Genomic DNA, 18,596 nt, shown 5'->3' with positions numbered 1-18,596 from the left:
TCGGAAGTCATGCAGCGTTTTCCAACCCCTCTTCTGGACGGTTACCGCAACTTCATGAACGGGCGGTATGCCGACGCTAGCGACCGCTACAGGACGCTGGCTGAAAACGGCCAGAACCCGACCACCCTGGTCATTGCCTGTTGCGATTCCCGCGCCGCGCCGGAGCTCATCTTCGATGCCGGCCCGGGCGAGCTTTTCGTCATCCGCAACGTTGCCAATCTCGTTCCGCCCTATGAGCCGGACGGTCATTTCCATGCTACCTCGGCAGCGCTGGAATTTGCCGTCCAGGCGCTGAAGGTGACGGATATCGTGGTGATGGGTCATGGCCGTTGCGGCGGCATTCGCGCGGCGCTCGACCCGAATGCCGAACCTCTTTCTCCCGGCGATTTCATTGGCCGCTGGATGTCTCTGGTGAAGGACGCCGCCGAGCAGATCGGCAGCAACGACATCATGACCCAGACCGAGCGCCAGACGGCTCTCGAACGCGTTTCGATCCGGAACTCCATCACTAATCTGCGTACCTTCCCGGAGATCAAGGCGCTCGAGAAAGAAGGCAAGATCGCCCTTCACGGCGCCTGGTTCGACATCTCAACCGGGGAATTGTGGGTCATGAACGCAGAGACACGCGACTTCATTCGCCCGGAAGTATAGCGCCTCCGGGCGGAAGCTTATTGGCCGTCGATCTGCTGGCCGATATAGGCGATTGCCTGCTGATACACCGTCGCAGCGTTCCAGCCCGCGATTGCGGAAAAATTCGGCTGACCGGGCTGATAACCGGCGCCGGCCTGCCAGCCGTGGCCCCTGAGAAAGTTCGCGGTCGAAGCCAGGGCGTCAGCCCGTGAGCCGACCATATCGACACGGCCGTCGCCATCGCCATCAGCGCCGAAACGGACGACATTGCGCGGCAGGAACTGTGTCTGGCCGATTTCGCCATGGGCCGCACCGCGGGCCTGCGGGTTCAGGTAGCCTTCGGAGACAAGCTGAAGTGCGGCATAGAGTTGATCGGTGAAATAATCGGAGCGACGGCAGTCGTAAGCGAGCGTCGAAACAGCAGACAGCGTATGCTGGTTGCCCATATAGCTGCCAAACCCGGTTTCCATACCCCAAATCGCAATCAGCGGGCCGGCCGGGACGCCGAAGCGGCGCTCGATGGAGGCAAACAGTGCCTGATTGGAGCGCTTCACGCCCCTGCCCCGGGAAATGATCGCCGCCCCGCCCCGCTTCTTCATGAAGGCGTCGAACGACAGCTTGAAGCTCTTCTGGCCGCGGTCGGCGGCGATGGTTTGCCTGTTATAGTTTACGTTGGCGAAGGCCCGGTTCAGGACCGATGGGCTGACGCCATTGGCCGCTGCTTCCTGCTTGAAATCGGCTACCCAGGCTTCGAAGCCTGCGCCGTTGGTGCCGCACTGGGCAGCCTTTGCCGCTGCCGGAACAGTGTGGAGCGCGCCCGCCGCCGCGATGGCCGCCACGAGGAATTTTGTCATGCGCATGAGAAACCCCGATCTCGATCTGCATAGGCCTAGCGCTGGGCAAGGATGCCATCGTGAGGTGATTTTGTCACGATCACCATTGGCGAGCCTGCTTCAGCGTGATTTTCCGGTCTTCGCAGGTAACCCCGCATATCCGGCGATATACGGGGCTGATAGCAAATTATGGTTAATGTTTGGTATCAGGCAGCCTTTTTGCGTGGCTTGACGAGACCGCGGTTGACGAGCAGCTCTGCAATCTGGATCGCATTGAGGGCAGCGCCCTTGCGCAAATTGTCTGAAACCACCCAAATGTTGAGGCCGTTCTCGACGGTCGCATCCTCGCGGATACGCGAGATGTAGGTCGCGTCTTCGCCGGCGGATTCGTATGGGGTGATGTAGCCGCCGTTTTCGTGCTTGTCGATGACGAGGCAACCGGGCGCATCGCGCAGGATGTCGCGCGCCTGATCGGCGGTGATTTCGTTTTCGAACTCGATGTTGACCGATTCCGAATGGCCGATGAAAACAGGAACGCGGACCGCGGTGCAGGTTACCTTGATCTTCGGGTCGAGCATCTTCTTCGTCTCGGCCAGCACCTTCCACTCTTCCTTGGTATAGCCATCTTCCATGAAGACGTCGATGTGCGGGATGACGTTGAAGGCAATGCGCTTCGTGAACTTCTTGTTCTCGATCGGATCGGCGACGAAGACGGCGCGAGTCTGGTTGAAGAGCTCGTCCATGCCTTCCTTGCCCGCGCCGGACACGGACTGGTATGTCGAGACGACGACGCGCTTGATCTTCGCGACGTCATGCAGCGGCTTCAAAGCCACGACGAGCTGAGCCGTCGAGCAATTCGGGTTGGCGATGATGTTGCGCTTCGTGAACTGTGTGACAGCGTCCGGGTTTACCTCCGGAACAATAAGCGGAACGTCGGCGTCATAGCGCCAGGCCGAAGAGTTGTCGATGACGACGCAGCCCTGCTGGCCGATCTTCGGCGAGAACCTCTTGGACACCTCGCCGCCCGCTGACATGAGGCAGATGTCGGTATCGGAAAAATCGTAATTTTCGAGATTGGAAACCTTCAGCGTCTTGTCGCCGTAGGAAACTTCCGTGCCTTGCGACCGTGCGGAGGCAAGGGCCACGACTTCATCGGCGGGAAAGCCCCGCTCGGAGAGGATGTTGAGCATCTCCCGGCCGACATTTCCGGTTGCTCCCGCAACTGCAACTTTGAAACCCATTTTCAAGCTCTCTTTCTCTTCTCTCCTCTTGTCCGGTGAGGGGAAGGCTGCGAAACGATCGCAGCTTCCTGTCCCCAGCCGGGCCGGGGAGAGAGCGGCAGGCCAGAGACGTCAGACGGTTTTCGTCGTCGTTTTGGCCTTGGTTTTGGAAGAAACCGGAACGGCAATACCCATCCCGGCACTCAGTGCCTGGTCATTGCGTTCAGCAATGGCGTGCTCGTCGCGAACCATGGATATTCCTTTTCCGTCGCTGCTCTTAGAAGGTTTTCCACAGGAGTCAAGGTTCTTGCGGCGTCCTTGCCCATTGAGGGCTTAGCAAAGGCGGCGTCTTGTTGCTTCTTCGCTGCAGTGAGGCCGCGCCATCGGATCACCCGCGTCAATCTGTCATTGCGTCTTAGACTAAAGTCATAATCCCAAAGCCTCTCTCTTTATCGGAATCCTTTTCTGTCACACTCGCGCTAGGCGAGTCGCATCCCAGGGACATGCTTTGAGGAGAGCATGGGGTGGGCTCGTTGCTCATCACTCTGTGGAGGACAGACAATGGCAAATGTCGCAAGCGTCGGCGGCGCAAAGGCCGCTCCGATGACGGGCGAGGAGAAGAAGGTTATCTTCGCTTCCTCGCTCGGCACGGTTTTCGAATGGTACGATTTCTACCTTTACGGTTCCCTCGCGACCTATATCGGCGCGACCTATTTTACCCAGTATCCGGAAGCGACGCGCAATATCTTCACGTTGCTCGCTTTCGCGGCAGGCTTCCTGGTTCGCCCCTTCGGCGCGCTGGTATTCGGGCGCCTCGGCGACCTCGTCGGCCGTAAATACACCTTCCTGGTCACGATCCTGATCATGGGTCTCTCGACCTTTCTCGTCGGTATTCTTCCGGGTGCTGCGACCATCGGCATTGCAGCTCCGATCATCCTGATCGCGCTCCGCTTGCTGCAGGGTTTGGCGCTCGGCGGTGAATACGGCGGTGCCGCCACCTACGTTGCAGAGCATGCACCGAACGGCCGCCGCGGTTACTTCACGTCGTGGATTCAGACCACGGCAACGCTCGGGCTTTTCCTCTCGCTGATCGTCATCGTCGCGGTTCAGTCTCTCATGGGATCGACAGCCTTTGCTGCTTGGGGCTGGCGCATTCCGTTCCTCGTTTCAGTCGTCCTGCTCGGCATCTCTGTCTGGATCCGTTTGAGGATGAACGAGTCGCCCGTCTTCCAGCGTATGAAAGAGGAAGGCAAAGGCTCGAAGGCGCCGCTGACGGAAGCGTTCGGAACATGGAAGAATGCAAAGATCGCGATCATTGCGCTTCTCGGCGCGACCATGGGCCAAGCCGTCGTCTGGTATGGTGGCCAGTTCTATGCGCTGTTCTTCCTGCAGAACGTGCTCAAGGTCGATTTGCAGGCTGCCAACATCATGGTTGCCATCGCGCTTGCGCTCGCAACGCCGTTCTTCGTCGTCTTCGGTGGGCTTTCCGACAAGATCGGCCGCAAGCCGATTATTATGGCGGGCCTGTTGATCGCGGCGGTCACCTACAACCCGCTGTTCAAGGCGATGACGTGGACTGCGAACCCGGCGCTCGCCGAAGCCCAGGCTTCGGTCCGTGCAACGGTTACGGCCGATCCGGCGGATTGCAAGTTCCAGTTCAACCCGACAGGCACGGCAAAGTTCACCAGCTCGTGCGACGTGGCAACGGCGTTCCTGACCAAGAACTCCGTGCCGTATGATGTTGTGCCAGGCCCGGCCGGCCAGCCGGCCACGGTCAAGATCGGCGACGAGACGGTCACCAGCTTCGATGCCGCCGCTGCCGGCGACAAGGCGAAGGGCATGACCGCCGCCTTCGAAAAGGGCGTCAACATTGCGCTTCACGATGCCGGTTATCCGCTGAAGCGCGCCGCCGCCAAGGTTCCCGATTCCAAGCTCGATGCCTTCATTGCCGCGAATCCGGAACTCGCTCTCAATGCCGACGCGGTACGCGCCGGCGAGAAGGAAACGATGCCTGCCGACAAGCTCGTGGCCGGCAAGTTGCTGACGGCCGAAGAGACTAACGGCGTCACCGACATGGCAGTGTATACGATTGCCAATGGCGGTACCTTCGCCATGGTCGCCGATCCGGCGCGCGTCAATTGGATTGGCACAATCGCCGTTCTCTTTGTCCTCGTTCTCTATGTGACGATGGTGTACGGCCCGATCGCGGCCCTGTTGGTCGAGCTTTTCCCGACCCGCATCCGCTATACCGGCATGTCGCTGCCCTACCACATCGGCAATGGCTGGTTCGGCGGTCTGCTGCCGGCAACCGCCTTCGCTATGAGCGCGGCGGCTGGCGATATCTACTACGGTCTGTGGTATCCGATTGTCTTTGCGGCAATCACGTTCGTCATCGGCCTGATCTTCCTGCCGGAGACGAAGAACCGCGACATCCATACGATGGATTGAGGTTTATCGACGCAAGGCTGAAAACACCCGGCGTTCGCAAGACGCCGGGTGTTTCTATGCGCGCAGGATGCGCTTGGGTGCCGGCCAGCCTTCGACGAGCTTGAAAAGGACGCCATAGCGCGAAAACACGATGGCGATCATCAGAGAAAACCAGCCGCCAAGAGCCAGCCCCGCGATCACGTCGCTCGGATAGTGCGCGCGGACCATGACGCGGGTCATGCCGAGCCAGAGCGCGCAGGCGAGAAAGGCGATGCGATAGCGCGGGAAGAGCAGCGAGAGGGCCGCGAAGAACGCTCCGATGGTGGTCGCATGTCCGGAGGGAAAGCTCTCAAAGCCGGAATGGCCCGAAAAGGGCGAGAAGGAAACAATACCGTAGTCGTCGAAATATTGCGGCCGGGCGCGGCCGATGGCGCGCTTCAGCAGGTTGGCGAGGACGCCGGAGAGCGCGATCGACGTCAGCAGATAGGCGCCGATCCAGCACATTTGCAACGCCTGGATCCGCGTGCGGAGTGATTTGACGATACGCAGCGCCGCGAGGCCCTCGAAGAAAAGGAAGGCGCTGACGATGATGATCCAGCCGGACGTGCCGAAATCCGTCAGCATGCGCCCGACGCGGCGGATGACCGGTGGCACGTGATTAGCGCCGACAGGGCCGTCGAGCAGGAGGATCGAGAGAATGACGGCATTGCAGGTGATGAAAAGACAGGTCTGCCACCGCAATTGAGGCATCCGGCAGGTGCTGCGCCGCCAACGCCTGTCGAGCGAGGAAAGTATTGCCTGCATCAAACCTTACCCGTTCGAAAGTAATTTTTTAGAACGGATTGACGCTATCAGTTCGCGGCGACAGTTTTTTTACGGAGGCTTAAATAAGCCGACTCAGCCGAGGGATGGGCCATCCATCGCGGCCGACGGCAAAGATCAGGCCGAAGCGGGCAAAAAGGATCGACATCGCAAAAGCAAACCAGGCACCGAGCGCCAGCCCGGCGGCGACATCGCTTGGATAGTGGACACCAATGATGACGCGGCTTGCGCCAAGCCAGAGGCCGACGCCAATGAAGACAAGCCTGAACCGCGGAAAGAGCAGTGCGAGCGCCACGAAGAGCGCGCCGATATTGGTCGAGTGGCCCGACGGGAAGCTCTGATGCAGGAAATCCATGCTGAAGGGCGAGAAACTGAAAATACCTTCCTGCTCATAGAGGAGTGGCCGCGCCCGGCCGATCAGAAATTTCAAGGTGTTGGCGACGGCGCTGGCGCAAATGACCGAAAGCGCGACATAAGCGGCCATCTGGCCGAAATAGACCATGCGGAACTTGCGTCGCACCTTCCAAAGCCGTCGTCGAACCGCGTAACCGGTGGCGAGAACCGTGCAGAGCCCCGCGAGAATCCAGGCAAGCCGGCCGATATCCGTCACGTCGCCGGCTATGGTGACCAAAGGCGGCGAAAGGCTTTTCACCGCCTCGCCGAGCGGCTTGTCGAAGACGAAAAAGGCAATGGCGACGACGTTGATTGCGAAAAGGGTAAATGCCTTCCAAGGAACTCTGCGATGGATCGTGCGCCGGGCCTCGTAGCGCTTGCGCAGGTACGACAGGAAGCCTGGCTTATGATTGACGGTGATGCTCATCCCATTCCTTCGAGGTTCGGGAATGGACATAGGAGCCGGAGCCTGGACCTTCAATAAAAAAGCCCTCGCGCCGGCCGGCGCGAGGGCAGAAACGTTTCACGTGAAATATCAGGCAGAAAGCGCCTTGAACTCGGAGAGGATCGCCTCGCCCATTTCAACCGTTCCGACTTTCCTTGCACCTTCGGCCATGATGTCGGCCGTGCGGATACCCTTGTCGAGAACGTTGGCGATTGCCTTTTCGAGGTTATCGGCTTCGGTAACCATATTGAAGGAATAGCGCAGGCACATGGCAAAGGAGGCGATCATGGCAATCGGATTGGCGATGCCCTTGCCGGCGATGTCGGGCGCGGAGCCGTGGACCGGTTCGTAAAGTGCCTTGCGTTTGCCTGTCTTGCCATCCGGTGCGCCGAGAGAAGCGGACGGCAGCATGCCGAGCGAGCCCGTGAGCATTGCGGCCACGTCGGAAAGCATGTCGCCGAACAGGTTGTCGGTGACGATGACGTCGAACTGCTTCGGCGCGCGTACGAGCTGCATGCCGCCGGCATCAGCCAGCATATGCTCGAGCTTGACGTCGGAATACTTCGCCTTGTGCGTCTCGGTCACCACCTGGTTCCAGAGCACGCCCGACTTCATGACGTTGCGCTTTTCCATGGAGCAGACGCGGTTCTGGCGGGTGCGGGCCATTTCGAAGGCGACGCCGGCGATGCGTTCGATTTCATAGGTGTCATAGACCTGCGTATCGATGCCGCGCTTCTGGCCGTTGCCGAGATCGATGATCTCCTTCGGCTCACCGAAATAAACGCCGCCCGTCAGCTCGCGGATGATGAGAATATCGAGACCTTCCACCAGCTCCGGCTTCAATGAGGAAGCCGACGCAAGTGCCGGATAGCAGATTGCAGGTCGCAGATTTGCGAAGAGCTCCAGATCCTTGCGAAGGCGCAAGAGACCGGCCTCCGGACGCACTTCGTAAGGAACGCTATCCCACTTGGGACCGCCGACGGCACCGAAGAGAACGGCATCTGCCGCAAGCGCCTTCTTCATGTCGTCTTCGGAGACGGCTGCGCCATGCGCATCATAGGCGCTGCCGCCGACCAGGCCTTCATCGGTGACGAAACCGGCCTTCATCTCCTCGTTCATGTAAGCAATGATCTTGCGGACCTCGCCCATGGCCTCGGGACCGATGCCGTCGCCCGGCAGCAGGAAAAGATTGCGCACTGTCATGAAATCCTCCACGGAAAAACAAGTTGCGGTTTCTTAGACCCCGGAAAACGGCATTTCAAGCAAGGGAGAGGCCGAATCGGTACGGTTTGCCGCGGTACCGGCCTTCCCTGATGTGTTGACCCCTGCCCGTCTCCGCGCCAAAAGATGGTCACGTTTCAAGAATGGAATTCAGAATGTCCTCTTCTCCACTGCATCTCAATACGCCGCTCCTTCGCACCGCCACCGATTACAGCGCCAATGGCAAGCCTTTGTGGCTCAAGCTCGATGCGCTGCAGCCTTCAGGTAGCTTCAAGATGCGCGGCGTCAGCAGGCTTTGTCAGCATGAGGTGGAAAATGGCGCGAAGGAAATCTTCTGTGCTTCAGGTGGAAATGCCGGGATCGCCGCGGCCTTCGCAGGCCGCGCGCTAGGTGTTCCGGTAACGATCGTCGTTCCCGAGACGACGTCGGCGGAGGTTCGCCAATCGATCGAGGCGACCGGGGCTTCGGTGCTGGTCCATGGTTCCGTCTTCGACGAGGCCAACGCCTATGCGATCAAGCTCTCGGAAGCCCGGCAGGCCGCCTATGTGCATCCGTTCGACCATCCTCTGCTTTGGGAGGGGCATGGCACGCTGATCGATGAGGTCGTGGCGAGCGGCACGCGCTTCGACTGCGTCATTGTGAGCGTCGGCGGCGGCGGCCTGCTTGCCGGTGTCGTTGCGGGGCTGAAGCGTAACGGGCTATCGCATGTGCCGGTCATCGCGGTGGAGACGGAAGGCGCTGCTTCGTTTCATGAGAGCCTCAAGGCAGGCGAGCGCATCACGCTGCCGGGGATCACATCGATCGCCAACTCGCTTGGCGCGCGGCAGGTTGCGCAGCATGTTTTCGATCTGCCGAAGCACCACCCAATCGAGAGCGTAACGGTGAGCGATGCTGAAGCCGTTGCCGCTTGCCTGAAATTCGCCGATGCCCATCGCATCCTGGTCGAGCCCGCTTGCGGGGCAGCGCTTGCCGTAGCCGACGTCCATCCGGGCCTGCTTTCGCGTTTCGAAAACCCGCTCGTCGAAGTCTGCGGCGGCATCGGTGTCTCGCTCGACAAGCTGAAGGTTTGGAAAGAGCGCTTTCTCTAAAAGAAAAAGCCGGGCGAAAGCCCGGCTTGATCGGTAAGGTGTTCCTGCTCGCTCAGGCAGCCCAGGGGTGCGAAGCGGCATTTTTCTTTTCGAAGCTGTCGATCGCCTTACCCTTTTCCATCGTCAGGCCGATGTCATCGAGACCGTTCAGCAGGCAATGACGCTTGAATTCGTCGAGATCGAACTTGATCGAGCCGCCGTCGGGGCCGGTGATTTCCAAATTTTCGAGATCGACCGTCAGTATGGCATTGGAGCCACGCGAAGCGTCGTCCATCAGCTTGTCGAGGTCTTCCTGGCTGACCATGATCGGCAGGATGCCGTTCTTGAAACAGTTGTTGTAGAAGATGTCCGCAAAGCTCGTGGAGATGACGCAGCGGATGCCGAAATCCAGAAGCGCCCATGGCGCATGCTCGCGCGAGGAGCCGCAGCCGAAGTTGTCGCCGGCGACGAGGATCTTGGCGTCGCGGTAAGCCGGCTTGTTCAGCACGAAATCGGCGTTTTCGGAACCGTCCTCGTTGTAGCGGGCTTCGGCGAAGAGGCCCTTGCCGAGGCCGGTGCGCTTGATGGTCTTCAGATAATCCTTCGGAATGATCATGTCCGTGTCGATGTTGACGACAGGCAGGGGCGCGGCGACGCCGGTGAGCTTCACGAATTTATCCATGACCTAGGCTCCAAATTCAGCGGATGTACGTTCGTTGATCAGCATCTAGTCCAGTTTCCCGCCGAAATGAAGGAGAATCTTTCTAAAATGGCGGCCACGCGGCGTTTCGCGCGGCCTGCCCATCGTGCATGCTCCGTTACTTGGACGTTTCGTTCAGCCCCCAGAGCACGCCGAATGGATCGCGAAGCTGGCCGTAGCGGTCGCCCCAGAACATCAGTTCGACCGGCATGACGACTTCGGCACCGGCAGCGACGGCGCGCTCCCACCAGGAGTCGATATCGTCGACGACCAGCTGGATGGCGAAGCCTTCATGGCCTTTGAAGGGATGACCGTATTCGGGATAGGCATCAGACAGCATGAGAGAGCTGCCGTTGATATAGAGATGCACATGCATCGTCCGGCCCTTCTCGTCGGCCGGCACGACATAGGCTTCTTCGGCGTTGAATGCCTTCTTATAGAATTCCGCGGCCTTGAGCGCGCCGTCGACCGTCAGATAGGGCAGCAGGCCGTTCTTGACCGCCGGCATCTTGGCGGGGGCGTTTTCATTGCTATCCATGTTCTTCCTCCGTCTCCTGATTTTTTAAGGTCCGGCATCATGGCCGACCGCTTCAAGGACGTAGGATTAGAACGGGAGCCGACAGCTCCATAAAGAATTTTTTGTGAAGGGCTGAATGGCCGGTTGCGATCAGAGGTCGATGATCGTGCCGCGGCCGTCGTTCCAGACGCGCATTTCGCGCTTTGCCTCAGCCTTGGCACGGACCGGAGCCGGCTTCATCTTCATCGAAAGCGCGCGGGCGGCCATGAGCACAGTCAGGATGCCACCGACGGCGAGCGTCACCGAAAAGGTGAGAGCGGCAAGCGCCACGAATACAGTGAACCCTGCCAGCATGACGAAGATGAAGCGTATATTCTGCATTGAGCTTAGAACCTTTCTTCGAAAGGGATGTGGTCCTTCTTCTGCCTCTCTGCAAGTCAAGCATGGCATTTTGTTGTCTTGCCAGGCTTCACAAAGCTTGGCACACATTTGTGATGAGCCGAAATCTTCCCACACGTTCCTTCAGCCTGCACCGTTCTGTGCTCAGCGTCCCCGCGATCAATACCCGCGCACTCGAAAAGACCTATAGCCTCGATTGCGATGCTGTTATTTTCGACCTGGAAGATTCGGTGGCGCCGGAGAAGAAGGAAGAGGCGCGCGAAGGGCTGAAAGCCTTCTTCTTCTCGGCGCGGCCCCTTGAAAACAAAGAAAAAATCATCCGCATCAATCCGCTATCATCGAACTTCGGCCATGCCGATATGGAGCTGGTTCTGGCGCTCGAGCCGGATGCGGTGCTTTTGCCGAAGGTTGACGAGCCACAGGACGTCATGACGGTCAGCGACCTGCTGAGCGATGCCGATGCGCCGGAAACGCTCAGAATATGGGCGATGATCGAAACGCCGCGTGGGATTCTGAACGCTGCGGCCACCGCCGAGTTCGGACGCACGCCGGGCTCACGGCTCGACTGCTTTGTCGTCGGACTGAACGACTTGCGGAAAGAGACGGGCGTTCTGCCGCAGCCGGGCCGCACCTATCTTGTGCCTTGGTTGATGCAGGTGATCCTTGCTGCGCGTGCCTATGGTCTCGACGCCATCGACAGTGTCTTCAATGATTTCAAAGAAATGGATGGCTTCGACGCCGAGTGCGCGCATGCGCGGGCCATGGGCTTCGACGGCAAGATGCTGATCCATCCGGCACAGATCGAGGCAGCCAACCGGCATTTCGCTCCGGACGAGGCGGCGACCCGTGAGGCGGAAGAGATCATCGCCGCGTTCGCCGATCCTTCAGCCGATGGCCTCAACGTCATCAATTTGAACGGCCGGATGATCGAGCGGCTGCATCTTGTCCAGGCGGAAAGTCTGGTTCATAAAGCCCGCCTCATTGCTGAACGGAAATGATAACATGAAGCTCTACCGTGTTCTGACTGGCCAGGACGACGCCGCATTCTGCCATCGCGTAACCGATGCCCTCAACAAAGGCTGGTCTCTGCACGGCTCTCCCTCACTGACCTTCAATGCCCAGACCGGCCAGGTGATTGCCGGTCAGGCGATCGTGAAAGAGGTCGAAGGCAAGCATTATCATCCGGACATGAAGCTTTCCGAGCAATAATCTCAGCGGCCGACGGCTTCCTCGGCGCTGGCTTCGATCCGCTCCATGTCTTCGTCGCTGAGCCCGAAATGGTGGCCGATCTCATGGATGAGGACGTGGGTGATGATGTCGCCCAGCGTTTCATCGTTTTCCGCCCAGTAATCCAGAATGGGACGCCGGTAGAGGCGGATGCGATTGGGCATCTCGCCGGTTTCGACGGTGAAGCGTTCGGAAATACCCCTGCCCTCGAAAAGGCCTAACAGATCGAACGGTGTTTCCAGCGCCATGTCTTCGAACACGTCGTCGTCTGGAAAATCCTCGATTTCGATCGTCAGATTGCCGGTCAACGACCGGAACTCATCCGGCAGATGGCTGTAGGCCTCCATCGCCAGGGACTCGAAGGTACTGAGCGTTGGGGCGTGGCGGTCGCGCCAATCCTCGCTCTGGTCTATGCGGGCCATGAAAATTCCCTTCCTTTGGCGCGCATATAGAGCCTTTGCGAAGGATTTTCGAGTGTGAAATCAAGGCAGGAATAAATTCACATGAAATTGCCTGTTGACTCTTCCCGGAAGCTCTGGAATCCATAAGAACATAACATGAACAAGACAATTGGAGTGAACGTCATGGCGAAGACAGCCGTGGCGCGCGAGCGGCTTTTTGCGCTCCGCGAAACCATTGCAAAGCTCGAGGGAAAGCCGGTGCCGGGGTTGGCCGCTGCCGAGCAGGAAGCGCTGGGCGAAGGCGGTTTTAGGAAGAAAACAAAAAGATCTCCACGCTTCTCCTTCCACATACCGGCGCTGGACGAGGCCTTGGATGGCGGCTTGCCGCTTGATGGACTAACGGAAGTGCGAACGCCGATGCTGCGCGATGCGGCGGCCAGCAGCGGGTTTGCATTGGCCCTTGCAGCAGTATTGCAGCGGCAGGACGAAGAGGAAGCGCACGGTCCCGGGCCCATCCTCTGGATTGCCGATAAAGTAGCCGCGATGGAGGCGGGCATTCCTTATGCGGTCGGCCTGAAGGATTTCGGCCTGCGGCCGGAGCGCTTTTTCTATGCGAGCCCGCGCAAGCTCGAAGACGCTCTGTGGCTTGCGGAAACGGCCATTGAAAGTGGGGTCTTTTCTGCAACCATTCTGGAGGTTCGCGGCAATCCAAAATCTTTCGGCCTGACCGAGAGCCGGCGCCTGCATCTCAGGACGAAGGCTTCGGGGCGCCCGCTTTTCCTGTTGCGGCAAGCTGGCGAGGAGGAAGCAAGCAGCGCCTGTTTCCGTTTGCTTTCCGAAACTGTGCCGGCTCAGGCGCGGCCACTGCCGGATGGTTTGATGCTGGGCGGTAGCATCGGCAATCCGGTCTTTCGTCTCACCCTGGAGAAGAGCCGTAATCCGGCTCCCCTCTCTTTTCTTTTGGAGTGGAACCCTCATGACCGCCGGTTTTTCCCTATTCACCAATCAGCCGACTCTCGCTTTCCAGGCGAGCTCGCAGCGCATTCTGGCGCTCAACTTCCCGCATCTTCCGACCGACCGGATAGCACGCAAGAGATGGGGTCTCTCCTGGCGTTCGGCCGGGCGTCCTGACGCGCCGCCGATCGTCTGCTCCGGACGGCTCAACAATGCCATGCGCCTGACGGCGTTGGATGAAGTGGCGGAAAAGATCGGACTGAAGCCGGGATTGGGCGTTGCCGAGGCACGGGCGATCCATCCGATCCTCGATGTCGTGGAGGAGGATCCCGCAGCCGACCAGCGTCTGCTCGAAGGCATTGCCGACTGGTGCGACCGTTATACCCCGCTGGTGGCACTTGACGGCAAGGATGGCCTGTTCCTCGATATCACGGGTTGCGCCCATCTTTTCGGGGGTGAACGGGCGATGCTCAAGGAAATATTGTCGCGCCTTCATCAAATGGGACTTGATGTCTACGGCGCCATATCGTCGTCGCCGGGACTTTCCTGGGCCGTCAGCCGCTACGGCCAGGGCGGAGTTATTGCGCCGGAGGAGGCCGAAAATGTTCTGGCCCCTCTCCCCGTCGCATCGCTTCGCCTCGACGAGAATGTCGTCGAGTCCCTGCAGAAACTGGGCTTGCGATATGTCGGCGATCTTCTGCAAGCGCCGCGGGCGCCGCTGACCCGACGTTTTGGCGCCAGCGTTCTGTTGCGGCTCGATCAGGCCTTGGGGCTGGATGAGGAGCCGGTTTCCCCTCGCCTGCCTGTGGCAAGCCTTTCTGCCGAACGCAGGCTCGCGGAGCCGATCGGCACCGAAGACGATATTCTTGCCTTGGCCGGACAGGTCGCCATGTCCTTGAAACCCTCCCTTGAAGCGCGGGGCGTTGGCGGCCGGCTTTTCGAGCTCGTTCTTTTCAGGGTCGATGGCCGCGTCTTTCGGATTTCCGCTGGCGCATCACAGCCGCTTCGTGAGCCTCACCGCATCGCATCGCTTTTTTCCGAAAGGCTGACGGCGATCCATGATGATCTCGACGTGGGGTATGGTTTTGAAATCCTGCGGATAAATGTGCAGCGCCACGAGGATTTCGCGATGCTGCAGGGCGATTTCGATGGTGACCGGCAAAAGGATGTTTCACTGGCGAATTTCGTCGATCAGGTTTCGGCCCGGCTTGGTGCGGATTGCCTGACGAGCTTCGATCTACGCGAAAGCCATGTGCCGGAGCGGGCTGCCTTCGCCGTTCCAGCAATCGACACTCTCTCGTCGCCTGCAGGGAAAGTGCAGGGCAGTTTTCCTGCAGCAAGAAGTGAACGGCCCTTGCGGCTACTCGGCCGGCCGGAGCTCATGGAGGCCTTCGCGATTGAAGTTCCGGACGGTGCGCCGGCCAATTTTCGCTGGCGCCGCATCCGGCATCGTATCGTCCGGAGCGAAGGACCCGAGAGAATCGGCATGGAATGGTGGATCGATGGCGCGGATGCCCCAGACCGCGATTATTTTCGCGTCGAGGATGACAGAGGCTATCGTTTCTGGATCTACCGCGAAGGTCATTATGGGCCGGCCATGCCCCAATGGTTCATGCATGGAGTTTTCGCATGAGCATGGGCTTCTTCGAAATCGGCGCAAAAACGAACTTTTCCTTTCTGGAAGGTGCTTCCAAGCCTGAGGAGATCGTGACCCAAGCCGCCATCCTTGGCCTTTCCGGGATCGGGATCGCCGATAGGAATTCCGTGGCGGGTGTCGTGCGTGCCCATGCCCAGATGAAGGCTCTTCGCAACAAGCATGAAAGGAAGCTGGCAGGGCGCCTGGAAGAGAAAGAGAAGGCGGAAGACATACTTACGCCCGTGCCATTCCAGCCGGGTGCCCGTCTCGTCTTCTGTGATCAGACGCCTGATATCCTGGCCTACCCGAAAGACCGGAAAGGCTGGGGGCACCTCTGCCGCTTGCTGAGTGCCGGTAACCTGAAGGACGGTGCCGTAAAGGGAACCTGCTTACTGGAAGAAGCGGACCTGATGGAATGGGGTGATTGCATGATGCTTGCTGTCGTGCCCGATCCTAACCTCATCAAGGATATTGGTCGCCGAAGCCTGTTTTCGGATTGCCTCCGGCTTCTGAAAGACCGGTTCGGCGCCAATCTTTTTCTGGCACTAACCCCCTCCTATAACGGCCATGATGCGCTGACATTTGCCGCTTTCTCCAACATGGCGGTACAAAACGGTGTGCCGCTGATCGCAACCAATCAGCCACTTTATCACGATAGGGCGCGTAGGCCGTTATCCGACGTCGTAACTGCCATTCGGGAGCATGTGGCAATCCCGAAGGCCGGTTTTCTGTTGGCGCCGAATGCCGAGCGCTATCTCAAGGAAAGCCGGGAGATGTCACGGCTCTTCAGGAACTATCCGGAAGCGATCGGAAATACCGGCAAATTTTTTGCCGGGCTGAAATTCTCATTGGACGAGATCAGTCACAACTATCCGGCTGAGAATGCGCCGGGAGAAACGGCGTATGAGACGCTTGATCGCCTGACACGAGCCGGTGCGGTGAAGCGGTATCATCCCGAGCCAGTTCCCGAAAAAATCCAGGACCAAATCGATTACGAACTCGATTTGGTCAGGCAGAAAAACTACGCGTCTTACTTCCTGACGGTTCATAGGATCGTCCAGCATGCGCGTTATGAAAAAAAGATCCTCTGCCAAGGCAGAGGGTCGGCAGCCAATTCCGTTATCTGCTACTGCCTGGAGATAACGGAAGTCGATCCTGCAAAAAGCACCCTGCTCTTCGACCGGTTCCTTTCCATGGATCGCGACGAGCCGCCGGATATCGATGTCGATTTCGAGCACGACAGGCGCGAAGAGGTCATTCAGTTCATCTATGAGACCTATGGTATAAACCATGCCGGGCTGACGGCCGGGGTGACCACCTACCGCACCCGCTCGGCCGGGCGTGAGGTAGCGAAGGCTTTCGGCCTGTCGGAGGACGTCCAGTCGGCGATCGGCAGTCTGGTGTGGGGTTGGTCGGATGACACTCTGTCCGAGCGCGAGGCAAAAGCGGCAGGCCTCGACATGTTCGATCCGATGACGAAAAACGTGCTGCAATATGCATCGGAGCTTCTGTCGTTCCCGCGCCACCTGACCCAGCATGTGGGCGGCTTCGTCATCACGCGGGACCGGCTCGACGAGATCGTGCCGATCATGAAGACGGCAATGCCCGGCCGTTACATGATCGAATGGGATAAGGACGACCTGGACAATCTCAAAATTCTGAAGGTGGATGTGCTGGCGCTCGGCATGCTGACCTGCCTGCGCAAGGCTTTCACGCTTCTTGAAGATCATTATGGGGTCCGGAAAACCCTCGCCGACCTCGGCAATAAGGAACATGGAGACGAGGGTAAGCCAGTCTATGCGATGATGTGCCGCGCCGATACGCTTGGCGTCTTCCAGATCGAGAGTCGGGCGCAGATGAGCATGCTGCCGCGGCTGAGGCCCGAGCGTTTCTATGATCTTGTCATCGAAGTCGCGATCGTGCGGCCAGGCCCGATCCAGGGCAATATGGTCCATCCTTATCTCAAGCGGCGCGAGCAGTTCAAAAGTGGTGCCGAGGTGGACTATCCAAGCCCAGAACTTAAGGATGTACTGGAGAGAACGCTTGGCGTCCCGCTTTTTCAGGAGCAGGCGATGCAGATCGCCATTACGGCAGCCGGCTTCGCGCCGGCGGAAGCGGACAAGCTTCGGCGCGCCATGGCGACATTCAAGCGAACCGGCACGATCGGAAATTTCGAGAGCAGGTTCATAGACGGCATGGTCGCCAAAAATTATCCTCTCGAATTCGCGCAGCAATGTTTTAATCAAATCAAGGGCTTCGGCGAATACGGCTTTCCGGAAAGCCACGCGGCTTCCTTCGCGCTGCTCGTCTATGCCTCGTCCTGGGTCAAAGCCTATTATCCCGATGTCTTCTGCGCGGCGATGCTGAATTCGCAGCCGATGGGCTTCTATGCGCCGGCGCAGCTGGTGCGTGATGCGCGGGAGCATGGCGTGGAAATTCGCGAGATCGATGTCAATCGTTCGGATTGGGACTGTCTTTTGGAGGAAGCGCGTTTCGACAGGCCGAAAGTCGATTTCCGGCACAAGGACATGCGCGAAATCATCCGAACGAAAAGAGCGGTTCGCCTTGGTTTCCGGCAGGTGAAGGGCCTTTCCGAAAAAGCCATCAACGAAAAATTGATTGCAAATCGAGGTGCCGGGTACGGATCGATCCGTGAACTCTGGCTGCGCTCAGGCCTCGAAAGATCGGAGATCGAACGGCTGGCGGATGCGGATGCCTTCCGTTCGATTGGTCTGTCTCGGCGGGAGGCGCTCTGGGCGGTGCGGGCGCTTGATGTGAAAAGTGCCGCAGAGAAACTGCCCTTGTTCGATCAGGTGTCTCATGCCGAACTGCAAATCGAGCCAAGCGTGACGCTGCCCGAGATGTTGCCGGGGGCGCAGGTCGTCGAGGACTATCGCTATCTTTCGCTATCGCTGAAGGCCCATCCGGTTTCCTTCCTGCGAGAGGATTTCCGGAGAGCAGGCATTACGCGTAACGTCGATCTTCTCAGCGTCCCGAACGGAAAGAGGGTGACGATTGCCGGGCTGGTGCTGGTGCGTCAGCGTCCGGGCACGGCCAAGGGAGTAATCTTCATGACGCTGGAAGATGAGACGGGTGTTGCCAATGCCATCGTCTGGCAAAAGGTTTTCGAGAAATACCGCCCGATCGTCATGGGAGCGCGGCTCGTAAAAATCCGAGGTAAACTGCAAAGTCATGGTGGTGTGATTCACACTGTCGTCGAGCATATCGAAGATATGACGCCCGCCCTCGGCCTCCTGAAGAAGGAAGCTCGGAGCTTCGGGGTCAGCGAGCGCGCCGACGAGACAATGAGGGCGACGGTCGATGCACGCGAAAAGAAGATGGCACGCATGCTCGAAAAGGCCGCGATTGAAAGGCGAATGAGGTCAACAAGCGGGCAGACGGATGGCGTAGAGACTGCTCAGGTCATGCCGAAGGGGCGCAATTTTCATTGATGCTGCCGTGCGACGAGAACGTTGCCGGGACGCCCCTCAGCGATCTGCATCATTGAAGCGATCCGATCCGGCCCAATCAATATCGTTTCAACCTGCTGAATCGTCACCTGTTTCGAAGAAAAACGGCAAGGACCATGACCTGTCTGTTCACCCACTGCGGTCGTGCCACCTCCGAGATCTCTAGGTGATGAGTGCCCACAATTCTTACGAGGCGCTTGCAGGATCGGAAGCGAAATGCGCGAGTTCACCCCG

Annotated in this window: 17 protein-coding genes and 1 pseudogene; 8 read left to right on the top strand and 10 right to left on the bottom strand. The window is 59.0% G+C overall.

Going from position 1 to position 18,596, the window contains the following annotated elements:
- Positions 1–9: 9 nt before the first annotated feature.
- A complete protein-coding gene (locus tag HGP14_RS21110; RefSeq protein WP_168831841.1) occupies positions 10–651 on the top strand; it encodes a carbonic anhydrase in 642 nt (213 codons plus the stop codon).
- A gap of 17 nt (positions 652–668) precedes the next feature.
- On the opposite strand, the gene HGP14_RS21105 is transcribed toward HGP14_RS21110, so the two are convergent.
- The 3 genes and pseudogenes from HGP14_RS21105 to HGP14_RS35250 all read right to left on the bottom strand — a co-directional run.
- Entirely contained in the window at positions 669–1,490 is an 822-nt protein-coding gene (locus tag HGP14_RS21105) for a lytic transglycosylase domain-containing protein (protein ID WP_168831840.1), read from the bottom strand.
- A 179-nt stretch (positions 1,491–1,669) separates the two neighbouring features.
- The gene (locus tag HGP14_RS21100) at positions 1,670–2,704 is read right to left on the bottom strand and encodes an aspartate-semialdehyde dehydrogenase (RefSeq protein WP_168831839.1); all 1,035 of its coding nucleotides are present in this window, start codon (positions 2,702–2,704) and stop codon (positions 1,670–1,672) included.
- A 111-nt stretch (positions 2,705–2,815) separates the two neighbouring features.
- Positions 2,816–2,995, bottom strand: a pseudogene (locus tag HGP14_RS35250) (hypothetical protein); the annotation flags it as partial.
- Positions 2,996–3,244: 249 nt separating this feature from the next.
- Between HGP14_RS35250 and HGP14_RS21095 the strand changes: the two are divergent.
- Entirely contained in the window at positions 3,245–5,131 is a 1,887-nt protein-coding gene (locus HGP14_RS21095; RefSeq protein WP_168831838.1) for an MFS transporter, read from the top strand.
- A gap of 54 nt (positions 5,132–5,185) precedes the next feature.
- Here the strand turns inward: HGP14_RS21095 and lpxE are convergent, their stop codons facing one another.
- The 3 genes from lpxE to leuB form a co-directional block, all read right to left on the bottom strand.
- Positions 5,186–5,914 (bottom strand): lipid A 1-phosphatase LpxE, encoded by a 729-nt coding sequence (gene lpxE / locus HGP14_RS21090; RefSeq protein ID WP_168831837.1) that lies wholly within the window; start codon positions 5,912–5,914, stop codon positions 5,186–5,188.
- Positions 5,915–5,993: 79 nt separating this feature from the next.
- Complete coding sequence (locus tag HGP14_RS21085; RefSeq protein WP_168831836.1) at positions 5,994–6,752, bottom strand: phosphatase PAP2 family protein; 759 nt, start codon at positions 6,750–6,752, stop codon at positions 5,994–5,996.
- 108 nt (positions 6,753–6,860) lie between these two features.
- Positions 6,861–7,973, bottom strand: coding sequence for a 3-isopropylmalate dehydrogenase (gene leuB, locus HGP14_RS21080; RefSeq protein ID WP_168831835.1), 1,113 nt, complete (start codon positions 7,971–7,973; stop codon positions 6,861–6,863).
- Positions 7,974–8,146: 173 nt separating this feature from the next.
- Here leuB and HGP14_RS21075 point away from each other — a divergent pair, with 173 nt between their 5' ends.
- Positions 8,147–9,079 carry a pyridoxal-phosphate dependent enzyme gene (locus tag HGP14_RS21075; RefSeq protein WP_168831834.1) on the top strand — a complete coding sequence of 311 codons (933 nt, stop codon included), beginning with the start codon at positions 8,147–8,149 and terminating at the stop codon, positions 9,077–9,079.
- Between the two features lie 52 nt (positions 9,080–9,131).
- Here the strand turns inward: HGP14_RS21075 and leuD are convergent, their stop codons facing one another.
- From leuD to HGP14_RS21060, 3 genes are all read right to left on the bottom strand, one after another.
- Entirely contained in the window at positions 9,132–9,740 is a 609-nt protein-coding gene (gene leuD / locus HGP14_RS21070; protein WP_168831833.1) for a 3-isopropylmalate dehydratase small subunit, read from the bottom strand.
- Between the two features lie 136 nt (positions 9,741–9,876).
- Entirely contained in the window at positions 9,877–10,296 is a 420-nt protein-coding gene (locus HGP14_RS21065) for a glyoxalase/bleomycin resistance/extradiol dioxygenase family protein (protein ID WP_168831832.1), read from the bottom strand.
- A gap of 129 nt (positions 10,297–10,425) precedes the next feature.
- Complete coding sequence (locus HGP14_RS21060; protein ID WP_168831831.1) at positions 10,426–10,656, bottom strand: hypothetical protein; 231 nt, start codon at positions 10,654–10,656, stop codon at positions 10,426–10,428.
- A 113-nt stretch (positions 10,657–10,769) separates the two neighbouring features.
- Between HGP14_RS21060 and HGP14_RS21055 the strand changes: the two genes are divergently transcribed.
- Both HGP14_RS21055 and HGP14_RS21050 read left to right on the top strand, forming a co-directional pair.
- Complete coding sequence (locus HGP14_RS21055; protein ID WP_168831830.1) at positions 10,770–11,672, top strand: HpcH/HpaI aldolase/citrate lyase family protein; 903 nt, start codon at positions 10,770–10,772, stop codon at positions 11,670–11,672.
- 4 nt (positions 11,673–11,676) lie between these two features.
- Positions 11,677–11,883, top strand: a complete 207-nt coding sequence (locus HGP14_RS21050) for a DUF1737 domain-containing protein (RefSeq protein ID WP_168831829.1) — start codon at positions 11,677–11,679, stop codon at positions 11,881–11,883.
- A gap of 2 nt (positions 11,884–11,885) precedes the next feature.
- Here HGP14_RS21050 and HGP14_RS21045 read toward each other — a convergent pair whose 3' ends face one another.
- Entirely contained in the window at positions 11,886–12,323 is a 438-nt protein-coding gene (locus HGP14_RS21045) for a metallopeptidase family protein (RefSeq protein WP_168831828.1), read from the bottom strand.
- Positions 12,324–12,485: 162 nt separating this feature from the next.
- Between HGP14_RS21045 and HGP14_RS35570 the strand changes: the two genes are divergently transcribed.
- Genes HGP14_RS35570 through HGP14_RS21035 form a run of 3 tightly spaced genes read left to right on the top strand, consistent with a single transcriptional unit; the run spans position 12,486 to position 18,344 of the window.
- Positions 12,486–13,433: an ImuA family protein gene (locus HGP14_RS35570; protein WP_246704525.1), complete on the top strand. Its 948-nt coding sequence runs from the start codon at positions 12,486–12,488 to the stop codon at positions 13,431–13,433.
- A complete protein-coding gene (locus HGP14_RS21040) occupies positions 13,345–14,889 on the top strand; it encodes a DNA polymerase Y family protein (protein WP_312862160.1) in 1,545 nt (514 codons plus the stop codon). Before HGP14_RS35570 ends, HGP14_RS21040 begins: the two co-directional genes overlap by 89 nt.
- Positions 14,886–18,344: an error-prone DNA polymerase gene (locus HGP14_RS21035; protein ID WP_168831826.1), complete on the top strand. Its 3,459-nt coding sequence runs from the start codon at positions 14,886–14,888 to the stop codon at positions 18,342–18,344. The genes HGP14_RS21040 and HGP14_RS21035 overlap by 4 nt, the downstream gene beginning before the upstream one ends.
- The last annotated feature ends 252 nt before the right edge of the window (positions 18,345–18,596 follow it).

Source organism: Rhizobium sp. P32RR-XVIII (genome assembly GCF_012641395.1).
Lineage (GTDB): Bacteria > Pseudomonadota > Alphaproteobacteria > Rhizobiales > Rhizobiaceae > Rhizobium.
This window is presented reverse-complemented; position numbering and strand designations above follow the sequence as displayed.